Annotated in this window: 18 protein-coding genes; 11 read left to right on the top strand and 7 right to left on the bottom strand. The window is 39.1% G+C overall.

The genetic code is table 11. The features are described from left to right. Window positions 1-36: 36 nt before the first annotated feature. Window positions 37-1,566, bottom strand: coding sequence for a catalase (locus JWQ54_RS07400; protein WP_299582405.1), 1,530 nt, complete (start codon window positions 1,564-1,566; stop codon window positions 37-39). Between the two features lie 414 nt (window positions 1,567-1,980). Here JWQ54_RS07400 and JWQ54_RS07395 point away from each other — a divergent pair, with 414 nt between their 5' ends. Next, window positions 1,981-2,949: a hydrogen peroxide-inducible genes activator gene (locus tag JWQ54_RS07395; protein WP_299582402.1), complete on the top strand. Its 969-nt coding sequence runs from the start codon at window positions 1,981-1,983 to the stop codon at window positions 2,947-2,949. 114 nt (window positions 2,950-3,063) lie between these two features. After that, entirely contained in the window at window positions 3,064-3,186 is a 123-nt protein-coding gene (locus JWQ54_RS07390) for a hypothetical protein (protein WP_299582400.1), read from the top strand. 24 nt (window positions 3,187-3,210) lie between these two features. On the opposite strand, the gene JWQ54_RS07385 is transcribed toward JWQ54_RS07390, so the two are convergent. Beyond that, window positions 3,211-4,704: a neprosin family prolyl endopeptidase gene (locus tag JWQ54_RS07385; RefSeq protein WP_299582398.1), complete on the bottom strand. Its 1,494-nt coding sequence runs from the start codon at window positions 4,702-4,704 to the stop codon at window positions 3,211-3,213. A 418-nt stretch (window positions 4,705-5,122) separates the two neighbouring features. Between JWQ54_RS07385 and JWQ54_RS07380 the strand changes: the two genes are divergently transcribed. The 4 genes from JWQ54_RS07380 to JWQ54_RS07365 all read left to right on the top strand — a co-directional run bounded on the left by JWQ54_RS07380 (window position 5,123) and on the right by JWQ54_RS07365 (window position 10,009). Further along, a complete protein-coding gene (locus tag JWQ54_RS07380) occupies window positions 5,123-5,533 on the top strand; it encodes a hypothetical protein (protein WP_299582395.1) in 411 nt (136 codons plus the stop codon). Further along, a complete protein-coding gene (locus tag JWQ54_RS07375; RefSeq protein WP_299582392.1) occupies window positions 5,530-5,868 on the top strand; it encodes a hypothetical protein in 339 nt (112 codons plus the stop codon). The genes JWQ54_RS07380 and JWQ54_RS07375 overlap by 4 nt, the downstream gene beginning before the upstream one ends. A 284-nt stretch (window positions 5,869-6,152) precedes the next feature. Continuing rightward, window positions 6,153-8,630 (top strand): hypothetical protein, encoded by a 2,478-nt coding sequence (locus JWQ54_RS07370; protein ID WP_299582389.1) that lies wholly within the window; start codon window positions 6,153-6,155, stop codon window positions 8,628-8,630. Between the two features lie 194 nt (window positions 8,631-8,824). Then, a complete protein-coding gene (locus JWQ54_RS07365; RefSeq protein ID WP_299582387.1) occupies window positions 8,825-10,009 on the top strand; it encodes a heparan-alpha-glucosaminide N-acetyltransferase domain-containing protein in 1,185 nt (394 codons plus the stop codon). 381 nt (window positions 10,010-10,390) lie between these two features. Here JWQ54_RS07365 and JWQ54_RS07360 read toward each other — a convergent pair whose 3' ends face one another. Beyond that, the gene (locus JWQ54_RS07360; RefSeq protein ID WP_299582384.1) at window positions 10,391-14,065 is read right to left on the bottom strand and encodes an ABC transporter permease; all 3,675 of its coding nucleotides are present in this window, start codon (window positions 14,063-14,065) and stop codon (window positions 10,391-10,393) included. An 826-nt stretch (window positions 14,066-14,891) separates the two neighbouring features. Here JWQ54_RS07360 and JWQ54_RS07355 point away from each other — a divergent pair. The 5 genes from JWQ54_RS07355 to JWQ54_RS07335 all read left to right on the top strand — a co-directional run bounded on the left by JWQ54_RS07355 (window position 14,892) and on the right by JWQ54_RS07335 (window position 18,515). Then, the gene (locus JWQ54_RS07355; RefSeq protein ID WP_299582381.1) at window positions 14,892-15,284 is read left to right on the top strand and encodes a nuclear transport factor 2 family protein; all 393 of its coding nucleotides are present in this window, start codon (window positions 14,892-14,894) and stop codon (window positions 15,282-15,284) included. Window positions 15,285-16,179: 895 nt separating this feature from the next. Then, window positions 16,180-16,779 (top strand): hypothetical protein, encoded by a 600-nt coding sequence (locus JWQ54_RS07350; RefSeq protein ID WP_299582379.1) that lies wholly within the window; start codon window positions 16,180-16,182, stop codon window positions 16,777-16,779. Window positions 16,780-16,781: 2 nt separating this feature from the next. Further along, window positions 16,782-17,276 carry a hypothetical protein gene (locus tag JWQ54_RS07345; protein ID WP_299582376.1) on the top strand — a complete coding sequence of 165 codons (495 nt, stop codon included), beginning with the start codon at window positions 16,782-16,784 and terminating at the stop codon, window positions 17,274-17,276. A 10-nt stretch (window positions 17,277-17,286) separates the two neighbouring features. Continuing rightward, window positions 17,287-17,760: a hypothetical protein gene (locus tag JWQ54_RS07340; protein ID WP_299582373.1), complete on the top strand. Its 474-nt coding sequence runs from the start codon at window positions 17,287-17,289 to the stop codon at window positions 17,758-17,760. After that, complete coding sequence (locus JWQ54_RS07335) at window positions 17,760-18,515, top strand: hypothetical protein (protein ID WP_299582370.1); 756 nt, start codon at window positions 17,760-17,762, stop codon at window positions 18,513-18,515. The genes JWQ54_RS07340 and JWQ54_RS07335 overlap by 1 nt, the downstream gene beginning before the upstream one ends. Window positions 18,516-18,584: 69 nt before the next feature. Here JWQ54_RS07335 and JWQ54_RS07330 read toward each other — a convergent pair whose 3' ends face one another. The 4 genes from JWQ54_RS07330 to JWQ54_RS07320 all read right to left on the bottom strand — a co-directional run bounded on the left by JWQ54_RS07330 (window position 18,585) and on the right by JWQ54_RS07320 (window position 23,877). Then, entirely contained in the window at window positions 18,585-18,788 is a 204-nt protein-coding gene (locus JWQ54_RS07330; RefSeq protein WP_299582367.1) for a hypothetical protein, read from the bottom strand. A 204-nt stretch (window positions 18,789-18,992) separates the two neighbouring features. Further along, a complete protein-coding gene (locus tag JWQ54_RS07325) occupies window positions 18,993-19,673 on the bottom strand; it encodes a hypothetical protein (RefSeq protein ID WP_299582364.1) in 681 nt (226 codons plus the stop codon). Between the two features lie 174 nt (window positions 19,674-19,847). Next, complete coding sequence (locus tag JWQ54_RS29160) at window positions 19,848-19,994, bottom strand: AAA family ATPase (protein ID WP_367187090.1); 147 nt, start codon at window positions 19,992-19,994, stop codon at window positions 19,848-19,850. 250 nt (window positions 19,995-20,244) lie between these two features. Next, complete coding sequence (locus tag JWQ54_RS07320) at window positions 20,245-23,877, bottom strand: FtsX-like permease family protein (RefSeq protein ID WP_299582361.1); 3,633 nt, start codon at window positions 23,875-23,877, stop codon at window positions 20,245-20,247. Window positions 23,878-23,932: the final 55 nt, after the last annotated feature.

Genomic DNA, 23,932 nt, shown 5'->3' with positions numbered 1-23,932 from the left:
ACAAGAATGGTGGTTTGATAAATGCTATCTTTTAGATTACTTCGACATGAACATCGCTTCAACCTCTTCGCGGGTCACATGTAATTTTGCAGCTAAACGTTTACCATAATCGCTGTCTGCCATATAAAAATAACCGATCATTTTTTTAACCACGTCCCTATCGGTTACCACTGCAAGGTCACCGCTAAGATTATTAATAAGATGAACCTTATCAATTTCACTCAAAGAGCGGTAATATTCGCCAGCCTGTTTGAAATCGTTTGGTTTTGAAATCTTTTTCTGAACCGTACTAACGTTGGGATAAGTCGCAGTTGGATAATCGTATTTGGCGTTGTCTACGCTTCCATTGGGATCTGTGCTCGGTTGAAAATTAATATCCGAATGCTTTCCACGGTTACTCATCAGTCCGTCCTGGTTATAGCTGTTAACCTCAGCTTTTGAAGCATTTACGGGTAGTTGCTGAAAGTTTGGGCCAATTCGGTACCGCTGGGTATCAAAATAAGAAAACAAACGTCCCTGAAGCATTTTATCTTCAGACGGGGCTATACCCGGCACCAGGTCACCAGGTGAAAAAGCCGATTCTTCTACATCTTCAAAAAAATTATCGGGAATCCTATTCAAAGTCATTTTGCCAACCAAAACAGGCTTTGCAATGGCATCGGGCCATATTTTAGTGTCGTCAAGCGGATTAAAATCAAATTTATCCAGGTCTTCGGGTTTCATCATTTGAACATATAATTCCCATGAAGGATAATTTTGTTTTTTGATGTTCTCGTAAAGATCTACGGTTGCATGCTGAAAATCTTTCCCCTGGATCGCACTTGCTTCCTCAGCGGTAAGGTTTTTTATACCCTGCATACTTTTCCAGGTGTATTTCACATACATAACCTGGCCTGCAGCATTTACCCATTTAAACGCATGAACTCCTGAACCATCCATCTGCCGGTAATTAGCCGGGATCCCATTATCTGTATATAACCGGGTAAGCATATTTGTAGCTTCAGGGACATGACTAAAGAAATTAAAAATCCTGTTTGGATCTTGTTTATTATATATTGGCGATGGCTTTAAAGCATGCACAAAATCGGGAAATTTAATGGCATCACGTATGAAGAAAACCGGAAAATGGATACCAACAATATCATAATTGCCCTGGTCGGTGTAGAATTTCACTGCAAATCCCCTCGGGTCACGTTGTGTTTCCGGTGAGGCGCCTCCGCCCATCACAGTAGAAAAACGCACGAAAACAGGAGTGACTTTATCTTTCTTGCTAAATAACGAAGCGCTCGTAACCGCGGAAAAATCTTCAGCAGCAACAAATTCGCCATAGGCACCTACTCCCCTTGCATGAACTACTCTTTCCGGGATCCTTTCCCGGTCAAACGCCGCAAGTTTCTCAATTAGATGAATATCTTCAAGAAGCACCGGCCCATTTTGACCAACTGTTTGGGAGTCCTGGTTATCACCAACAGGAGTGCCTGTGTTTGTTGTTAGCGTTTTTTGCTGTGCATGTAAGGATACAGTCACAGTAGAAAAAACGATAAGTGTTAAATTTTTAAATTTCATAAGAATTATGTTTTTGATAGGCTCAAAAGTATAAGCACATAACCCCAAAAGAAAATCGCAAATTTTGATGCCGGATAGATTAAATTGATCTGGAATTGATGTTCAGATGACAATTCCTAAAACTCTTCGGCTACGCGCGGGAAGCAATCCTTACCTTAAATATAAGTTTTATCTATATAGCTTCAATTTAATTGATTTGATTGATGAGCATAATATTACTTATTTGCGAGGCACAAATTTGTAAGGAGATGAAGTAACTTACTGTCGTGTAAATTGTGAATTGACGTTTAGTCCTGAGTCGAAAATCTAAAGTCTTGAGTCAGAAAAGCACAAAATTGACTTACGACGACTGTTGACTTGACACTAATTGGTACGCCGATCAATCAGGTTACGTGTTATAATATATATAAAACCATGAGTCTTGTTCAATATGAATATATTGTTGCTGTAGATACTTATAGAAGTTTTGTGACGGCAGCTGAAAAGTGTTTTGTTACCCAGCCGACCCTTAGCATGCAGATACAAAAACTTGAAAGCACCTTAGGGGTGAAAATTTTCAACCGGTCAAGGCAACCTATTTTACCAACAGATATAGGTAATAATGTTATCGCCCAGGCGCGTGTTTTACTTGCTGAACACAAAAAAATCAACGAAATCGTTAGTAGTCATCGCAAAGAGTTGATGGGTGAACTAAAAATCGGCATCATTCCTACCATAGCACCGTACATACTTCCGAAAATTATCACCCAATTTATGGTTCGGTACCCCCAGGTAAGGCTCATCATGTGGGAGCAAACTACGGAACAGATAATCCAACAGCTAAAACTTGGAATGATTGACTGCGGGATTTTATCAACACCTATCCTGGAATCACAGCTGATCGAAACACCGTTATTTTACGAGAACTTTATTGCTTACGTATCCCAAAACAGCGAACTCGCCAAAAAAAGGGCCATTCATCCGGATGACATCAATATCGATGAACTTTGGATTCTCAATGAGGGACATTGCATGCGTGACCAAGTCTTAAACATTTGTCAGCGCCGGGAAAGCACAGTCGGTTTTAAACACTATGAATACAACACCGGCAGCATCGAAACATTGAAACGAATGGTAGATGAAAACAACGGTGCGACCATTCTCCCTGAGTTTGCTTTAAAGGACCTGACTAAAAAGCAAATGGAAAAGGTTAGATATTTTAAGTCTCCCCAACCGTCCCGGGAAATCAGCATCGTTACACACAATGGATTTATAAAAAAACGGCTTATAGATACCTTAAAAAATGAAATCCTTGAATTTGTCCCTGATCACATGAAAGAATATAGGGAAACGGGTAAAAAAACTGAACAACCTCCACTTCCTCCGAATCTGGTTGTCAAATAAAAAATGCCTATAAAAGCAGTATATTTTCATCAATGGTCTTTAATACGCGGGTCATTAAGATTGGCATTTCTTATTGCACCATTTGATATACTATTATATTCCACAAAACCTTTAATGAACACAATTACTAAGAATAGGATAATATCTATTTATTTTCTTCATGGCACCATTATGATCATTATGGCGTTTGACCATGTAAGGGATTATTTATACGCTAATACCGGGCACAGGTTTTAACCTGGCCCGATAGTGAGGGAAATATTAGGCTTCTACCAAATCATGTTCTTCATGTTCTTCCAGGTTTTCCGAAAAAACTGCTGCGCCGTTTTCCTGTTGTTTTGAAAAAGCAGTCATTTGATCAGTTATACCTTTTGCAGAAATAGAAATTTGTTTTGCAGCAAGCTCCAAAAATTCCTTTTGCAGAGACTGGCTGGAATATTTGGCGAGGTCTGCCATGACAATTCCGGTCAGGAGGTTACGAAAATCAGGATTCCATGGATGTACCCCATCATCTACCATAGTTCCGTAATCAACCCATTGCCATATACCCTCTGTAGGTATTCTTAGACGAGCATGCGATGGCCCTCCATAATATTGATAACTTCCCCAGCTCGATCCGCTGTCCATATAGCACATAATCGTGTAATTATTTACCGAACAATTGCTTGCGGCGGCATCTACTTCAGCAATACCGTTAAAGTTGACCGTTGTTCCAGCTGAATCAGACTGATTGCGAAGGTTTCTTTGATAAGCAGCTACGTCGTAACCTCCTGCAGCTTGTGTGCCACTACCCATTTGGTCGGTGGTATTGCAAGGGTTTGGGAGTGCCGAATAAACCTCACCTCCAAAACTAACCCATTGGGCATGGTCATTAAGGCCGTTGTTAAACAAACTGCCCGGATAATAACCAATCCATATCCATGAGTTCGATCCGTTGTAGTTAACACCAAACCACCAGTTTCCCTGGTAAAGCTGAAATTTAATTCCGAGCTCAAGTTGCGCGCCGCCTCTTACACTACTCCCGTTAAATGCAATACCCGGATAAATAGAAGCATGATATTGTATCCAACCCTGGTACATACGATTATAACCGCCCAAATTATTGCCATCCTTTGTGTAACCATCCGTAGTATAATAGGTAAAAAGATGGTTATCCGAATCACCATTCAGGCCGGTATCAACTGTCAGGCCCGCTTCAATAGACTGCACCTGTGGTGTCTGATAGTTCTGTAACCACGTTTGTGATATGGAATGATCGTCACCTGGCGAAGACGGTATATCAATACGCGGATCCCAAACGTTTAACCGGGCCTCGCAACCATATATATTCGCCCACTGGGAACTTGAGGCATGAAAATACCCTGCGGGGTTGGGGTCAGTAGGTTTATAATTTGTCCGGTTTTTATTAACTCCCAATCCTCCACGCTTAGTGGAACGGTCATCTATAGCTATTGTTTCGGACACTCTTGACAAATCCGGGCGCAAAACAGGCACGTGCCCTTCAGGGCCAGATTCGCCAATATCAAAACCAACAGGTTTCGTCGGTTTTTTCTCATCCACCTCTACAGCATAATTTAAATTAACGGGTGGTGGCGTTGCTATCCTTTCTTTGGTTTGACTCTCTATTGGAACCCAATCCAATATTTTTCCACCGGGGGTCTTAGTCGTCTTGGTCACTTTTAGTTGGCTTTGACGAGCGCTTAACCAATCCTTCAACCGGGAACTTGGTTCGCTTTGATTCACTTCATTTCTCATTCTTTTAAAATTTAGTTTAACGGCTATGCTATCCCCTTTTCGGTAACCGGCGCTTTTTCTTTTTAATTTTTGTAAGCTGCGGGGTAGAAAGTTTGCAAAATTGGCGATTGACCGGTATACTAAAAATGAAGGATGTAAAATAAATTAATTATAAGGAAAGTTAGATCAATAAACCGGGATTTGCAAGCGTAAAAACAATTAATTAAATAAGAATTTTTACTCCTCATCTCAACAAATCAAATAATGAGAATATCCACAGATTTGTAAAAGTTGGAAACTGTAGACAAGTTTACGAATACAGCGAAAATACCTTTAAAGTACGGTGAAAAAACGGTGTCTTTTTATTTGTATATTCCTTAGTAAATCAATACATTTAAACATAGTTTGCTTAGGTTATGTGTTGAAATTATTGTAGGATATGAAAGATTTAACAAAACTTAAACTTATCAAATTTGCTTTTGCAGCTATTCTTATTTGCTCACAATTCTCCTTATTTGCTCAACACCTTAATCCTGCGCCAAAAGATGACAATCAAGGTTCCGGCAATCATTTTATTACTAACTTAGAATCTGATTTATCGATACTTGTCCTTGCTTTTGGAATTATAACTATATTTCTAGAAGTTTATTTGATTAAAACAAATAAAATAGATTCCAATAATGCTATCAAATTTGTGATAGTGACTCTAATCATAACCGGCACACTGTTTCTCATTACAGCAGGATATGACACTCAAATCTCGCCCGCGTTAGGACTTTTAGGTACTATCGCCGGCTATCTTTTAGGGAAAACTGAAAATCATGAACGTAGTAACAATCAAACACCATGAAAAAATTAATATTTATATTATCGATAATAGTATTGGCATGTAATTTTGCATTTTCACAAAATCAACCGGCCCAAGTTCCAACATCGTATCTTAATACTCATTGCTTTATTAGAAATTATGAAACATCAGCTGTCTATTTTTCATCGTCAATCGACAAAATTAATTGGAAAGAGGAAAAATTACCTGGCCATGCAACAATTGATCTTCCACTAGTTGACTCGATTTATTTGAAAATTTTTTCTACCCGGACTAATTTTTCCATAATAACAGCGTATCCTGCAAAGTACTATAAGATAAGTTATGATCATTCTTTGAAAAAATGGATTATCCAATGATAATAACAGTCTAACAGTCAGGTTTTATGAGATAGAGCTAATACTTTAAGTTGTTAGAATCAGATAAATCCAAATTAAAAGCATTTTCTTTAGGATAGATTTTAATAATCGTACTGCCATCCGATTTTGCGAAGGAGCCTTTTAATGCTTTTAAAGAATAATCCATGCCTTAAAAATTACAATCTATTTGAGTACGGCGGATTTTAATTGGCTTGTCTGTTTGCGATAAAAATAGGTTATTTGTTGGTATAACAAGTCCGTAGTTCACTATTATAACTCAACTCATGTTTCTAAAAGTATTTTATATTACGCTCATTTACTGTTTGTTTATCTTTTTACCGACTGCCGGTATAGCTAAAACAGCTACTATCAGCAACGCAAAGATTATCCTATTGCTCAATTATGGTAATGGGGCCAGTATTGCCTCGCTTATTGTTAACGGACAAAAAGTGATCAGCAGCGCAGATGGTATATTTACTTCTGTAAAAATAGATGGCATTAGCTATTCATCACTGCATCTAAAAGGCATCCCGGTATTGACAAAAACCGGTAATATAATAAAACTAACAGGAATAAGGTATGGCGATAAAAACCTGACGATCGAGGAAAACTGGATATTTATTATCACCGGTAAATCTATAAAATGGACTTTGGAAAGAAGCTGTTCCAAACCAGTAAATGTTGAGGAAGCCGCATTGCCTTTTTTTAATTTTGATAACATCAATATTTGGGAAGGCGCTTACCAGGGTTATGGCGGACTGGCGTGGTTCTATTTGTTTAATGAAAAATTGTGTACTTATGGTGTTCACACAACTTCGTCCGATTTTTGGAACAGTAAAAATGGCAATGGGTTAAATATTACGGTGAGCGCCCCCGGTAAAAACGTTGCCATGAAATATTCCCGGACGAATGAAAACAAGCTGGCTTATACCGTAAGCATATCTGACAAAGAATTGTTGCCAAAGCTGGATAGCGGCACTAACAGAAGGCGGTTTGTAAGAGGAAGAACAGATGTGTGGGCGCCGTACACCATTCCCGCTGGAATCAGCACGCAAAGCATAACGCTTAGTTATTTTGATTTTAAACAAAAATACGGAAGGGGTGATTTTAAAGGAGTTGATGGCGCCAAAGTAAATGCTGTATTAAACACTATTGCCAGGATCGGAGTAATTGATTCTCTCCATTTTGGTGGAAACAGCTGGCATACGCCTTATGGCCCTATCTGCCTGCATGAACAGTATATTGCTCAGCTTGGCCTGGCTATCAATGACTCCAAATATTTAAAAGGCGATCAAACCTGCCTGGACTATTACCGTGACCATGCCATAAAACCCGACGGGCGGGTATATCCGCGCTGGGCATATACCAATGAAGATGCAATGCCTGGTCAGTATAATAAGTATGGCTTTTACGAGGCGCAATGGGGCATTCTCATGGATTCAAACCCGGATCTGGTTACCAATATTGCAGAGTTGTATGATATGACAGGCGATAAAAATTGGGTCAGGAGTCATCAGCTATCTTGTGAAAAAGCGTTAAACTGGATTCTTAAAAGGGATAGCAATGGCAATGGTCTTGTTGAAATGATGAATGATAATCACACTGAAAAAAAGAGCAGTGATTGGATTGATATTATATGGGCATCGTATGAAAATGCATTTGTAAATGCAAAATTATATCATGCCCTGGTAAAATGGGCTATAATTGAACGCCAGTTAAATAATGCCGCTAAAGCAAATTATTATACAGCCTTTGCAGCCAAACTAAAAGCAAGCTTTAACAAACCTACCAAAGACGGCGGTTTTTGGGACGAAGAAAAGGGATGTTATGATTATTGGCGCGATAAAGACCAAACCATGCACGGCCGGAATATGGTTACCCCGGTAAATTTTATGGCTATTGCTTATGGAATTTGTGATAATGCTGCACGAAGAAAAATTATACTGGACAATATTGAAGCACAAATGGAAAAGGAACACCTCTTTTTCTGGCCCCTGTGTATGTCGGGTTACGAGCCTGATGAAGGGTTGGGATACCAGTTTCCTTTTCCTCGTTATGAAAATGGCGACTTGTTTTTATCATGGGGATCTGTTGGGGTAGCGGCTTATGCAAGTTACAATCCTGCACTTGCAATTAAATATGTGAAGAACGTACTGGAACAATACAGCAAAGATGGCCTCGCATTTCAGCGCTATGGTAGGATAAAGCAAGATGGACTAGGTGATGACATATTATCAGGAAATAGTCTGGCTATTGTAGGGTTATATCAGGCCGTTTACGGAATAAACCCACTTTATAACCGCTTTTACCTTGACCCTCACATCACACCCGATCTGGCCGGCACTGTTTTAAATTATAATTTTAGAGGTAAACATTTAACTATAAACCTGGACAGCAGCAGTTATTCGGTATCTGATAATATATTTAAAATAACAGCTAATACAAGCTTTGGCTTTAATACAACAAAAAACCAATTATCATATTTCAACGGAAACAGCCCTAACGCGTCCTTACAGGCTACATCTGCAGGGCATTTAACTATCTCAATAAAAAACTGGGATGCGGACAAAATTGAGTGGCAGCAAAATGCATCTAAACCCATTACCTATGTATTGCATCAATTAAAAGCCAATGCAGTTTATGAGTTTACTGTTAATGGAAATTTGGTTAAAAGCATACAAAGTAATTTAAAAGGCAAATTGGTGATAAATCACAACCCAATATTGGTTGATGAAATGATTACTGTAAAAAGAAAAGATTAAGCTGTCTTAACTCTCATTTGGATAAAAATAAAAAGGGACTTTTTTTGCTTCCTTAGATTTCTAATTTACTGTTATTGTAGTCGGGATAAAAATTCAGCAAAAGGATAATGTGAGATTTTGCACCTAAGGCAATTGATGAAAATCAATCAAAATTTAATTATCAAAAAATACTGTTATATTCGACAAAACCTTTAATGAACACAATTACTACGAATAGGATAAGATCTATTGATTTTCTTCGTGGCACCATCATGATAATCATGGCGCTTGACCATGTAAGGGATTATTTATATGCAGGCTCATTTCTGTATGATCCGCTTGATCTTACAAAAACAAGTGGCATATTATTTTTTACAAGATGGATCACTCATTTTTGTGCACCAATATTTATGCTGCTTGCCGGAACCTCTGCTTATCTTATCGGGCAAAAGAAAACAAAAAAAGAACTATCATTATTCCTTTTAAAACGGGGACTATGGCTTGTTTTTCTCGAAATGATTGTAACGAATTTTGGCTGGAATTTCAATATTACATTCCCCATGTTTTTGTTTATTACGATATGGGCGTTAGGAATAAGTATGATAGTGCTGGCTGCGTTAGTTCATTTACCCAAAAAATGGATCCTTGTTGTTTGCATTATAATTATAGCGGGCCATAACCTTTTAGACAACGTTCACATAGCAGGCAATTCGCTGGAGGCGTTTGGCTGGTCATTGCTGCATGAACAACAGTTTTTTACCTGGCATAAAGAAATTCTTTTAGTAGGCTATCCCCTTGTTCCCTGGATTGGCGTAATGCCATTAGGCTATTGTCTTGGAGCATGGTACGCGGCAGGCTACAACCCTGAAAAAAGACAAAGAAATTTATTGATACTCGGTACTTTTGCTATTATTTCGTTTATCGTGTTACGTTACAGTAACGTGTACGGCGACCCGGTAAAATGGAGCGTACAAAAAAATGCTTTTTTTACTTTCCTGTCATTTATTAAAGTAAACAAGTATCCGACATCCTTATTATATCTTTTAATGACACTGGGTACTGCCTGTCTATTTCTTTCATTTACTGAAAAATTAAAAGGTGCGGCAGTAAAAGTTGTTTCCGTGTATGGCCGCGTGCCTATGTTTTATTATCTCGTCCATATTTACGTGATTCATTTGGTAGCAATGATCGCATCCGCAATATTGCCGGGCCAGGACTGGAAAATTTGGATACTTACAAAGCCTATATGGTTTACCACAGATCTTAAAGGTTATGGATTTTCATTGCCGGTTGCCTATCTTTTATGGATAGGCATTGTGGTTGCATTATATCCTTTATGCAAACGTTATGATGCTTATAAACAGGCCAATAAGCAAAAATGGTGGCTGAGTTATCTCTAAAAATTTTGCCTATGGCCTGCATCTGCGAGGCGAATTTTATTATTGTAGTACTCAACTAAATATTAAAAAAAAATTCACAATGGTATTTTTGAAAATTTCGCTGACAAAAAGAGCAGGTTGAAATACCAAAACCTCCGTATAACTTCTTATCAAATAGTAAAAACATTTTGCTATCTTAATGTGTATTGCTATAAGTTCTCTTCTTATTTCACTGCTCAAATTCGCGTTTTGAATGAATTGAGGTAGATATAACATTATGCACCGGGTTAATTCCCTCTGATACCGATTTGGACATGAATCCATCCTGCATTTCAACCCGGAAAGCATCTTTATTGCGTTTCAACTAAATCCCAAATCTCATGTTAATGCTCCGGCAAACTGTTATTCACTCCTCAGGCTCTTCACCGGGTTTGCTCTTGCTGCTTTTATTGCCTGGAAACTTATCGTTGCAAGTGCAATAATTGTTGCAGCAAGTCCGCCTGCAGCAAATAACCACCAGCTGATCTTGATGCGATAAACATAATCTTGTAGCCACTGGTGCATGTAATACCATGCAATGGGTGTAGCAATCATAAAGGCAATAGCAATGAGTATGATAAATTCTTTTGAAAACAAGTAAACGATATTGCCAGCACTGGCGCCCAATACTTTACGAATACCAACTTCTTTTATTCGCTGTACGGCCATAAATGAGGCTAAACCATACAAGCCAAGGCAGCTGAGGAATATGGCGATGGCTGCAAAAATTTTGTACAAAGCGGCTAACTGGCTCTCCTGTTTATAAAAAGTAGCAATTTTATCATCTAAAAACTGGTATTCATAAACATAATCGGGAAATGTTTGCTTCCATATTTTTTCAATTGACTGCATCGTAGAAGAAATGTTTGTCATAGAAAGTTTAATAGAAGCCTGGCGATACATGGTGTTGTTTGTGGCAATAAGCAATGGTGCCAGCTCATTGCGAAGAGACCGGTCATTAAAATCTTTCACTACACCAACAACAGGGCATTTTATCTGTCCTCCAAGTATGCTTACTTCTTTGCCCAGTATATCTTCCGGTTTTTTAAGTCCTAAGCTTTTTACGAATGATTCGTTCACTAAAAACTCTCTTGTCCAGCCGGAAGGTTGCAAATTTCTTCCGGCTACCAATTGTAATTTATAAGTCGGTACGTAGCCTTCATCGGCGAATTTTGTAATGGCCTGGAAATCTGCATCTTTTACTGCGTGGTCAAATTTCAATTTGGTAAACATATTGTTAGCATCTTCCACCGGGGTGTTAGATGTGAAGCTTACCGCCTGCACACCGTTTATTGCCAGTAACTTTTGCTTTATATAGTCCTGTGCTTTGTCCGGACGGTAAGCAACGTTTACAATTGCATCTTTATCAAAGCCCAGGGGTTGATCCATAAAATAATCCATTTGCTTTACAATGACGAGCGTGCCGATGATGAGCGCTTGTGCAATGATGAATTGAAACACGACTAATCCCCTTCTTAATGAAATTCCTTGTGTATTTGAGGTGAGTTTACTTTTTAAAGCATTAACTGGATTGAAGCGGGATAAAATAATAGATGGATAAAACCCCGCGAGCGCAGTTACGATTACGGTTATCGCCAACAGGAATAAAATGATTGCCGGATCGCTGAATAAGTTGAACGAAAGAGAAAGCTCTAAAAGTTTATTTACGGACGACATGGCAAGCATGGTAATACCGGTTGCAAGTATAACCGCGCTTGTAACGATCAGGAATGTTTCGACGATAAACTGGATCTGCAGTTGAGATTTACTGCTGCCCAAGACTTTGCGTACGCCAACTTCTTTTGCACGATTAACTGCTTGGGCGGTAGACAGGTTGACAAAGTTTACGCAGGCAATTAGCAGGATGAATGCAGCGATGAGCCACAATACATTCAGCAGCTCATGACTGATTGTTTTATTGCTGTAGTTGCCGGCTTCTCCATCATAATGCACATCACTTAATGGTTGTATGATATAACTGTCCTTTCTGTCTGGCGATTGCGTTTTTTTGGCGTATGTACTTAATTGATCATTAAAATTGCTGGCAGAAACATTCCGTGGCAACAAAACATAACAGCCAAAATCGGGTGCTGTTCCGTCCAAATTGGGTTGTGCAAATCCGTATTCTTTATCTCCTGTAAAATCTGTTCCATAGGCCACCACCAATTTTAGCTGAAAATCTGTATTTGCAGGTATTGTCGCGAGGATGCCCGAAACCTTCAGCGCATTTGGCGGGAACTGAAATAATCCTGCGCCTATGCTGTAATATCCTGTTATTTTAATGGTTTTACCCACTGCTGTTTTCCAGTCGCCGAAATATTTTTCAGCGATCTCTTTGGTAAGCAACACATTGTTAGGATCTCTTAATGACTCGTACGAGCCTTCCAGCAGCGGAAAATTAAACATTTTGAAGAATGAAGGCGACGTGTAAAATACACCGCTCCGCTCTTTAAAATTCTTTACAGGAGTTCCATTACCGTCAAGAACTTGTAACTCGTCATTGTGGCTGGCATAAACAGGAGCCAGTTGTTCTATTTGCGGAAAAGCTGTTTTCAATCCTGTGGGTAGCCGAAAGGGAACGTTTTTCGCATAAGAAATAGTTGCCGCATTTGAGTTATGATATTCGGTCAGCACACGATAGATGCGGTCTTTCTTTGCGTGGAAAGTATCGAAGCTGGTTTGATATTGTATAATGATAAAGATCACCATACAAACAGCAATACCGACAGCGAGGCCGGTAACATTAATAGCGGTATAGCTTTTATTGCGTACCAGGTTGCGACGTGCTATTTTGAAATAATTTTTAAACATATCGTTGCGATTTAATTTCTCCTTCGACCACTTGGGAGTAGTTTCACGATGCAATATTACCGGCGCAAATTGGGAATGGCTGCCCAAATTATAAGATGGGTACTCTTTTTTCAGGTCATTTTTATATTCCAGCGGGCTTTTACCGGTCATTTGCCTGAAAATGCGGTTAAAGGTGCTTTGGGAATTGAATCCCGATTCAAAAGCAATACCCAGCAGGGTGATATGGTCAAAAGCAGGGTCCTGCATTTTCTGAACGACATCCGCAACACGGTATTCATTGATGAAATCGTTGAAGCTTTTTTTGAGCACCGTATTGATGATCCGGGATAAGTCATGGGTAGTTAGCTCAAGCTTTTCAGCCAATGAGTTTAAACTTAGTTCCGGGTCCTGGTAATACAGGCCGGCTTTCACGGCTTTCTTCAGCAATGTACTTTTTTGCTTCATATCCGCGGGAAGCTGCGGCTTTAAAAACAGAGGGGTTTCGACCAGCACGCCAGCCTCCTGCCTTAGAAAAGCCACGGCCCCCATCCAGATGGTTATTACCGCTAAAAGAAGATATAAAGGATAATAAGCATGTATACTTAATTGGTAATTGTAATAAAAATAATCTACAGCTGTGAAGGGTATCCATAACAGCCATAACAAGCAGAAACCTATAAGTAAGTTATGCAGCCACCGCAACTTGTACCGGTACCGGTCACCCCCGTTAAATTTTAGCCGTTGGTAAAAGCGCGTTATCAGCCTGTGAGACAGGTAAAGATAAATTATGACCGAAATAAATGCGAGTAAATGTAATACGGGGTTCAGTTGCCGAAAGGTCGGCGTTTCATAAGTAGCTGCGCCGGTTTTTATACTATCCCTAACTTCCAATGCCTGGGCACTTAATTCAAGCAGCAACGGACTAAAATGCAGCAGATCCTGCCACCGGAGTTTATATTCCGGCCGGGTCATTTTAAGCACATAAAAATAGATCAGGGGGCCAAGCGCAAGCGAAAATTGCAGCGGCAGCCAGCTCCAATTATTGATGTAAGTTGACAGCCCGATGTCGATGCCCAATATCCTGGCTATCCACAAAACAATCGTAACCATTGCCAGGCCAAGAAATCGGTTTGCGGTCCGGTTGATCCTTTTGGTGAACCATAACAGCAGGGTAAAAGTGAGCGCGATAAAGATCGTCGCAAGGAAAGGCAGGCCGAAGGCGTTGATATGGAAAGTATAAGTGTTCAATTGAAATATTTAAACGCAATAGCTGTTCCAAACTTATAACTAATTGATTTATAAAAAAGTATATTGAGCAAAATATGTACGCTGTAACGGAAGCGGGCATTGGGGCGTACGATTTTGGGTTAAATGAATAAAAAAAACGCTGTGGATCTGCCGGTATTTTGCTCTAGGGGGCTGCAAGCGTTCCATTTTTCACACGGAACGCCTGGAACAAAGTGGAACATGCTGATTATCAACTATTTTTATTTTATCCAACGGTTAACACATTGATAATCAGATGGCATAAATTCTATTTTTCATTATATCATCGGAACGTTTTGATTACCAATTGATTGCCTTATAATTGGGAGATTTTTTACACACTTTTAGCTGTCTCGTACTGACAAGGGTTTACACTTTTAGCGATTAATCCTGCTTTAGGTTTACGGTATTCGGCTACAAAACTTGCTGAGTTAAACTGTTATACATTAATTTTCGTCCTAAATCACGAGAAGCGATTGCGCGCTTGTCCGCCCGTCATTCGCGCTAGAGGGGACGAAAAATAACTTATCGCCCGTCAATGACGGGTGAAAATAGTATTGGTTATCAATAATTTACAATTACGTCATTATAAGGAACAGCCTGTCCCGAACTTGTTTCGGGACAGCAAACGCTGCGCGTGCAAATTAATTTTGCGGGATGCTGCGAGGTGGAAAGCACCCGTTATCCGCACCAGATAGGCAAATTATTTTTTAACAAAAATTTAATCAACCCGGGGAAACCATTAAATATAAATGCTGTTGTTTTAACTAGTAATTAATTGATTAATTAACCTTTAATTTTTAAAATTATGAGTACTCAAGTTGAAACAATGAATGCACAGCAAGTTGCAAGCAGGCTTGTACAGCTGTGCCGGGAAGGCAAAAATGTTGAGGCTATTAATGAATTGTACGACGATAACATCGTTAGCATTGAACCCGAGGGTTCGCCGATGGCGGGAAAAACAGTTGGTAAGCAGGCTGTTTTAGAAAGCACAAATCGTTGGTTCGATTCAGTTGAACAATTGCACAGCGTTGCTATTTCCAACCCCCTGGTAAGTGATAACTTTTTTGCCTGCACGATGAACGTTGACGCAACTTATAAAGAACACGGCAGAAATGTAATGAATGAGTTGTGTGTGTTTGAAGTTAGGGATGGGAAAATTGTTAATGACCAATTTTTTTATAATACTACGGGTCATTAATGTGATGTTACTCATAAATTGACGTTTGGTGCTGTGCCGAAAGTCTTAAGTTCCAAGCCAAAAAAGGCGAATCCCGGCTTAAGCTTTTGACACTGATATTCACAAAAAATAAACAAAACTAAAGAGGCTGTCCTGTATTAATATTTCAGGCAGCCTTTTTTATGTTATTTGCTTTTGTTACCAGGTTTGCATCTGTAAAAGCTGGCGAATCTGTAGACATGGTACCTACGGACGGCGAAGGAATAGGGGTGTAAGACGGTTGGGCGGGCTACCTGTTAGCGGTATCACGAGTACCCACCTCCCTAGGCCTGAGTGCTGCATACTCCAGAATGTGGGTGGGGGCTTACTTCATTGAGATGTCAGCTTGCTGATAAAACGGGCCAAGTTTTCAAGATTGTCCCTGCAGGCTATTCATTTCATGGAGAAGGTATAAACGCCATTGATATGTAAATTCATTTTAGAATTAAATATTTCCAAACATTTAATTAAATGATAATTGTTATTTAAGAACTATCTTAATTAATTAATTTTTTAATATAAATATTTGATAATAAATAATATATGAGTTTATTTTTTGTGTATTTTAATTGATGTAAAATAAATTTTATTAATAATTAATTTAAAAACATAATCTATATATCTTATTATCAATAAATTACAATGTATAAATAATTTAATAAACAAGCAGTTGTATTTTCATTACGCACAGAATATTAATTTAATAAAGACAAAATAATTATTAAATGGTCCTTTTTTTGGAAAAGCAAAATTTTTATTTAAATAGCTGATACAATGTCAACTATGAAATTTTGTCAGTAAAATACTGACAAAAACATCAAGAATGCGATTGGCATGGTTGTTGGGTATGCGTAATATTAAAAAACATACATAATTTATGGAAATAAATTTAAATCACGCAAGCTTTCGGATTAGCACCTCTGAACTTGAAATTTCAGGGCCTGTAGATTTCGTAAAAGAACAAGTTCAATTTAATAAAAATATCATAGACTTTTTTGCTGAGAATATTAAGCAAGGACTTATTGCAAAGGAAACGTTAAATGCTATAACGTTCAATGATGTAGAAAGAACTCCCTTGTTAAAAACGAGCAATGAATATGCTGACTTTGAAGAGATGAAAGAATCAGATAGTATTTTAGCAAAGTATAAAAATGTAATCGCCATTAATGGAGATAAAGTTCAAATTCTAACAAAAATACCAGGTAATTCTACAGGTGCTAAAATGTTAAAATTATTACTCGTGTATTTATATATAAAATTTAAGATATCCTTAGTTGAAAAAGTCTCCTCTGTTGATTTAAGAAACTTTTGTGAAATGCATGGTGAATTAGATGCTGGCCATTTTTCGGCCTATTTAAAAAAGAACAAAAAATGGTTTTTACTTGATGGTAATGGAAAATATACAAATGTGATAATAACCGTACCTGGCATGAAAGAAGCCGAGCAAATATTGGATGCTATGAATAATCAAAACTAAAAATGGAAAATAATCAAATTAAAATAAGAATTAACTTGGAAACAAGGGAGTTTGAAGTTCATGGTGAAGCAAAATATATTAATGAAACATTCGGAACTTATATAAGCGAATATTTAGATATAATTAAGGGGCCACAAAAAACAAAAAACGCTTCCAATAATGACTTATTAAAAAATACCGAACCATTAAATAATGATAAGGTCTCAAATGATAGTGCTTTACCTGATTCTTTTGGAGAATACCTTAACAGGTTCCCCAGAACATTAAGCAACGTTGATAAGCTACTTGTCTCCAGTTTCTATGTGCAGTCGCATAACAATGGCAATTTTTTTACGATACCGGAAGCTTCAAATTTATTAATTGACCAAGGGGTGAAGCTAAGTAATGCAAATGCTTTCAATAAATCGAATGAATCTACTAAGAGGATTTTCAAGCTTTCAGGAAAGAATTTTAGAGTATCTGACAGTGGTATTCAATACATTAAAACATTAGTCTAATATTAAATAAATGAGCAACTCAAAAATTCAAATAAAAGTGGGAATTGTAGAATTTTCCGGTGAGGGCGATCAAGATTGGTTGGCACTGCAACTTGACAAAATTATAGCGAAAGTGCCAGAATTATTGAAAATTGAACTCGCCACTCCCGGCAAGGAAACTAACGATGCTATTGGAGATAAATTAGACGCGTCGAAAACAAACTCATCTTTTAAAACGTCCAATTTGGCAACCTGGTTAAAAGACAAAGGAGCAACTACAAATCAAGTGAAAAAATTCCTTGCGACTGCAGCATATATACAAATCGGTGGGAAAGACAGATTGGCAACTGGAGATATTGTTGCAGCACTAAAAAAGTCGAATCAATCTAAACTTGGAAACCCGAGTGATTGTTTAAATGGTAATGTTAAAAAGGGGCTTTGCGAAAAGGATGGAAATGAGTTTTTTGTCACAGTTGAAGGAATAGAAAGTTTGGGAATCAAATAATGAATATAAACTCCATTCTTTCAATAATTCCCGACGGCCTTAGACTTCCGCTGGTAAAAGAATACAATAACATCTTGCAACACTATCTGGAAAGGAGATGGACCGCTTCAGAACTCAGTGGCGGAAAATTTTGTGAAATTGTTTTCACAATCTTAGATGGATATGCAAAAGGGACATATGAATCAAGCCCATTTAAACCATCGAATTTTGTAGATGCATGTAAGAAACTTGAAAACAATGCGGGCGTTCCGAGAAGTTTTCAAATTTTAATTCCAAGAATGCTGCCTGCTCTATATGAAATAAGAAATAATAGAAATGTGGGGCATGTTGGTGGTGATGTTGATCCCAATTTAATGGATGCTCAAGCAGTCACCTCAATGTGTAGTTGGGTTATGGGAGAGTTAATTAGGGTACTGCATAATATTCCAGTAAGCCAAGCACAAAGCATGGTAGACAGTATTTCCAGTCGAAAAATGCCATTAGTATGGACCATAGGCGACGTTAAAAGAGTATTAAATCCTTCTACTTCTCTAAAAGATCAAATATTATTATTGATAGGTGTCGATTCTACTCAGACGAACATTGATGACCTATTTCGTTGGATAGAATACAAAAATAAAGCCTACTTTCTAAATACACTAAGAAGTCTTCACCGATCAAGGTTAATTGAACTATCTACTGATGGAAAATTTGTTGAGATATTACCTCCAGGATCAATTTATATTGAGGGTTTGGTTGTTAAAATAAATAAATAATACAGCCCTCTGCCCGTTCCTGCATTTTGCTTGAATGCCAACAATTTAAGCATCCCGCTTAAATTCAAATTAATAAATAATCTTCAACGGGCTTTCCGGATTGGCACTGCTATACCAATATTCATGTGCCGCACCCACAAATCCCGCCCTTACCGGATTTTTATGAATATAACCGATCTTCTGATCAATAACCGCCTGGTGAAAATAGCTAATCCAGTCTACTACGGTTAAGGTTGCAAAATAAAGTTCGTCGGTTGAGGCGTTGCGTGACATGAAATAAATATGGGCTTTTATTTAAAAAATAGCAATGGTTTTTAATTTAAGCGTCCCGCTTAAATTTTTGTGTGTCCAAGCGTGCCGCTTGGACAGGCTGTTTCTACTATGTATTCCGCAAGCGACTTCCTTGCTGCCGCACAGGTCCAGCTACCACAAGCGTTCCCCCACCTAGTACGCGCTGGCACTCTGAAATTGGACTTTTTACTTTTCTAAACCTTCAGCATATATTTTTTTGAATATTATATCTTTTAGATTATCTACAGAGGTCTGCATTGCCTGATCGCCATTTTTCCTAATCGCGATAAAACAGTTATGTAATACTGCCTGGTTTTTACCTGTGTAATAAGAAGTGTTTAATGATTTGTCACTGTAGTTCATAATCATATTATTGATAAAATTAATAGCCCTATCGTTGCGTTTTATTTCTTGATATGACAATATAGATTGAAGCCCCCAATATAAAGCGTAGTCCCACATTTTACTAGATATAAGTACAGTGTAAACAGTTCTCTTGATTTCGTTATTTTGTTTCTTCAATACGTCGTTGTTATATGCCGAGACTGTTCTGAATTCAGAACTTAACAGACTCACCGAAGTTTCGTGCAATTGAATTTGTTCTAAGAGTTCCAATCTTACTTGTTCTGTCATACGCTGAAATCTATTTGTAATTAATTGCCATGACACCAATGCAATTAATGCCGCTATTACAGTTAATATGCCAACAAACACCGTAACCTGACTGGTTAAAATATCGTGAAAATATTCGGAGCTTACAGTATTCTTTGCAGTGATTTTATTTAAACTATCCAATTGATGTGTTAACAATCTAATCTGGCTTTGCAGAGTGTCTAATTTCGAAGGATTATGAACAAGTCTCGTCATTTTATAAAGTTTAGTTCTTCAAATCTACACCTTTTTTCTGTCTCAACTGTACATATCCTGGCGGTATCCGGCGCTACCATTGCAAGCGTTTTTCCTCTGCCGCACAGGCGCCAGCCCTGTGGCCCGCTGACCGGCCGCCCCCTTCCCGCCGAATAAACTAGCCTGCATTATTGATTATCCGCCTGACTGAAGAGTGCCTAATAGGCTGTATATCAATGAACTTTTACCTCTGCTGTTTGCGCCAGTTAATAAAGTAATTTTCCCTAATTCAATTTCAAGTTCATCAAAACATTTAAAGTTTTTTAAACTGTCTTTTTCTATTTGCGTTAATTTAGATTTTTAGATTAACACTTTTTTGGTCATCAAATGTACTGTTTTATAGCGCGAATACTAATTAAAAATACCTCAACCTGGTACTAGTATGCAGCATCCGCCCAGCCAAGCATCCGCCTCCGCCTGTTCAAACAATATGAAATTTACACTTTTGGCCGCGTCGCCGTAATTTATTTATAATCAGCACTTTTCGGTTTCTGAGTTGCCTAAAATGTAAACCTATTTCAGGACAAAGCAATCACTCCATACGTAAACTTTTCACCGGTTTAGCTATCGCTGCTTTGATCGCCTGGAAACATATGGTCAGCAACGCTACACATATAATTGCTACGCAGGCTATGCCAAAAACCCACCATTCAATGTCTATCCTGTATGCGTATCCCTGCAGCCATTTATGCATTAACCACCATGTTATTGGTGTTGCTATGACGAAAGCCACGATAACAAGCCTTAAAAAATCCTTTGAAATAAGGCTGATGATAGTTGAAACCGATGCTCCCAACACTTTGCGGATACCGATCTCTTTGGTGCGGTTGACAACCGCAAGCGCTGAGAGCCCCAGCAGGCCAAGGCATGCCAGAAAAATGGCAATCCCGCCCGCCCAGCCAATAATATTGCTCAACCTTGTTTCCGCTTTATAGAAGCGGTTAATATCTTCGTCGAGAAAATTATATTTTAACGGATAATCGGGAGCAATTTTTTTCCATGCGGAATGTATCACCGCCAAAGCTTTTGAAGGATTGCCTGGCTGCAGGCGCACATAAAAAATATTGCGACTTTCCCCGCCTCTAACAAACTGATGAAACAACGCCGGTTGTACACGACCAGTAAGGGCCTCATAGTTAAAATCGCGGACAACGCCTATCACCGTCGGGTTTTTAAAGCCATGGTTACCATAGCCTTCCAATTGGCGGCCGGTGCAGTTTTCGGGCTTCCATCCCAATTCGTTCATCATGGATTCATTAATGATGACAGCGTTCACGGTATCTGAAGCAATTGCCCGGTCGAAATTTCTTCCTGCAAGCAAGTGCATCCCCAGCGTGGGAATGTAGTCGGGATCAATATGAAATTGTTTTGTATTTATAGACTTGCCCTGGTAACTAAAGCCTGTGAAACCCGTCCCTTCATGCTCGCCGAGACCATTGTCGGCGCTGGCCAAACCCGAAATGCCGGGATGCCTGGAAAGCTCCTGTTTGAAGATCGGGAATAAGTGTTTCGTATCCGGCACGCCTAATGTCTCCACAACAAGCACATTCTCTTTATCAAAACCAGGGTTTCTTGATTCCATGTAATGTAATTGCTGCATGATAACTATCGCAGAAATAATAAGTGCGGCCGAAAGAACAAACTGAAAAGTGACCAATGCCTTTGTAAAAAAATTGGCGCCGCCTAACTTGATTTTAGCCTTCAACACGTCCGCCGTATTAAAGCCTGACAATACCAAAGCAGGGTAGCATCCGGAGAGCAGGCCAACAACCAGCACTAAGCCGGCAATGAGGCCGGTTAACTGCGGGAATTGCGCGAAAGAGAAACTCAGCTCCCTTCCGGACAATTGGTTGAAGTAAGGCAAAAGCAGGTATACAAGTGCCAGGCCTATCAACGTCGAAAAAAAAGCAAGCAATAATGATTCTGTCAAAAACTGAACTACCAAAGCCTTTCTGGTCCCGCCAATAACCTTCCTGATGCCGACTTCTTTTGCGCGGCCTGCTGAGCGGCCTATGGAAAGCGTTGTGAAATTGATACAGGCGATCAATAAAACACCGGCAGCGATACTCAATAACATCCAAATTGATTTTGGGTCGACAGGTGGAATCGCAACGCCCACCAGTGCCGGACTGGTGTGCACATCCTTTATTGGCACCAGGTAATACCCGCCTGAACCTGCACCGGGAAAATGCCTGTGCCAGAAATTAGCCAGCGATTTATTGTCATTCGCTAATGTGCTTCCGGGCTTTAGCTGAACCAGGGTCACAAACGTATTCATCCACCAGTCATGGGCGCCAATTTTTCCGGCCATAGTGTTTGCAACACAATCAAAGTTGATAAGCATGCTGTATTGGAAGGAAGAATTGGATGGCGGGTTTTCCGCTATTGCTGTAACTATAAAGGTTTCAAACACATCCCCGATCTTTACCTGGAATGATTCGCCAATGGCATTTGTTTTACCAAATAGCCTTTCAGCAGTTTCTTCAGTTAATACCATGCTGTGCAAACCACTGATAGCCGATTTGGCATTACCGTATTTAAATTTGAACGAAAAAATATTGAAGAACGGGGAGTCGGCATAGGCGATATTTTCCCGTCTCACCTCATTTTTGATTTTTACGAATGTTTCATATGGCTGAATATAACGAACATAATTCTCTATTCCCGGTAACTCCTGTTTCATCGCAGGCCCCAGGGGCATCGGGGTGTAAATGACTCCTTGAAGTGCTTTTAGGTTTTGCTTTCCATTTTCGTCCAAAACAAGGTAGGTGTTATTTGCATTTTTATGGAAACCATCAAAACTAAATTCATTGATGGCATACAACATGAATAAGTTGAAACAAGCAATCCCAACAGATAATCCAAATATGTTGATGAAAGATAGTGTCTTTTGTTTCGACAGGTTGCGAAGGGCTATTTTTAAGTAATTTCTAAGCATAAAATTGCGGTTTAAATTCTCAAAAGGCCACTTTGAGGTGGTTTTATGATTCGAAATTACCGCCGCAAACCGATGTTGACGTCCTAAGTTATAAGATAGGAACTCTTTTCTAAGGTCAGTTTTATATTCAACCGGCGTTTTGCCCGTCATTTTCTTAAAAATGAGATTAAAGGTGCTTTTCGAGTTGAACCCGGAATCATACGCAATACCCAGCAGCGTTATTCCGTCGTAAGACGGATTCTGCATTCTTTTGATCACCTCCGCCACGCGATATTCATTTATGAAATCATTGAAGCTTTTTTTAAGTACTGTATTTATTATACGGGATAATTCATGGGTAGTAAGCTCCAGCTTTTCAGCAAGTGCAACTAAACTCAGTTCTGGGTCCTGGTAATACAAGTTGGCTTTGACAACTTTTTTCAGCCAAATACCCTTTTGCTTCAACTCAGCCGGTGGGGATAGCTTTAATGAAGGAACCGGATTAGGTGATACGCCAACTTCCGGCCTTAAAAAAGCCGTAGCCGCTATCCAGATCATCATTACTGCTAAAAGAAGATACAAAGGATAATAAGCATGTATGCCTAACCGGCTATGGTAATAAAAATAATCTATGGCTGTAAAGGGGATCCATAACAGCCATAACAGGCCGAAACCTATCAATAAATTACGCAGCCATCGCAATTCGTACCGGTACCGGTCGCCCCCGTTAAATTTTAACCGTTGATAAAAGTGCGTTATCAGCCTCTGAGACAGGTAAAGATAAATTATAACCGAAACAAACGCCAGCAATTGCAATACCGGGTTCAGTTGCTGAAAGATCGGCGTTTCATAAGTAGCCGCGCCGGTTTTTATACTATCCCTAACTTCCAATGCCTGGGCACCCAATTCCAGCAGTAACGGACTAAAATGCAGCAGATCCTTCCACCGGAGTTTATATTCCGGCCGGGTCATTTTAAGCACATAAAAATAGATCAGGGGGCCAAGCGCAAGCGAAAATTGCAGCGGCATGCGGCTCCAATTGGCAAAGTAGGCCGACAGTCCAATGTCGATGCCCAATACCCTGGTTATCCACAAAACAATCATAACCAATGCCAGGGCTAAAAACCGGTTTGCGGCCCGGTTGGTTTTTTTAGTGAACCATAAAAAAACGGCAGTAGTGAGCCCGATAAATATCGTCCCCAGGAAGGCCAGGCCGTAAAGGGTTATATGGAAAGTATATGCATTCAACTAAATTAACTGTCTCAATCGCTGTTCCAAATTACTAATATATTGACAAATAGAA

This window comes from Mucilaginibacter sp. (assembly GCF_028288225.1).
In the GTDB taxonomy this organism is placed as follows: domain Bacteria; phylum Bacteroidota; class Bacteroidia; order Sphingobacteriales; family Sphingobacteriaceae; genus Mucilaginibacter.
This window is presented reverse-complemented; position numbering and strand designations above follow the sequence as displayed.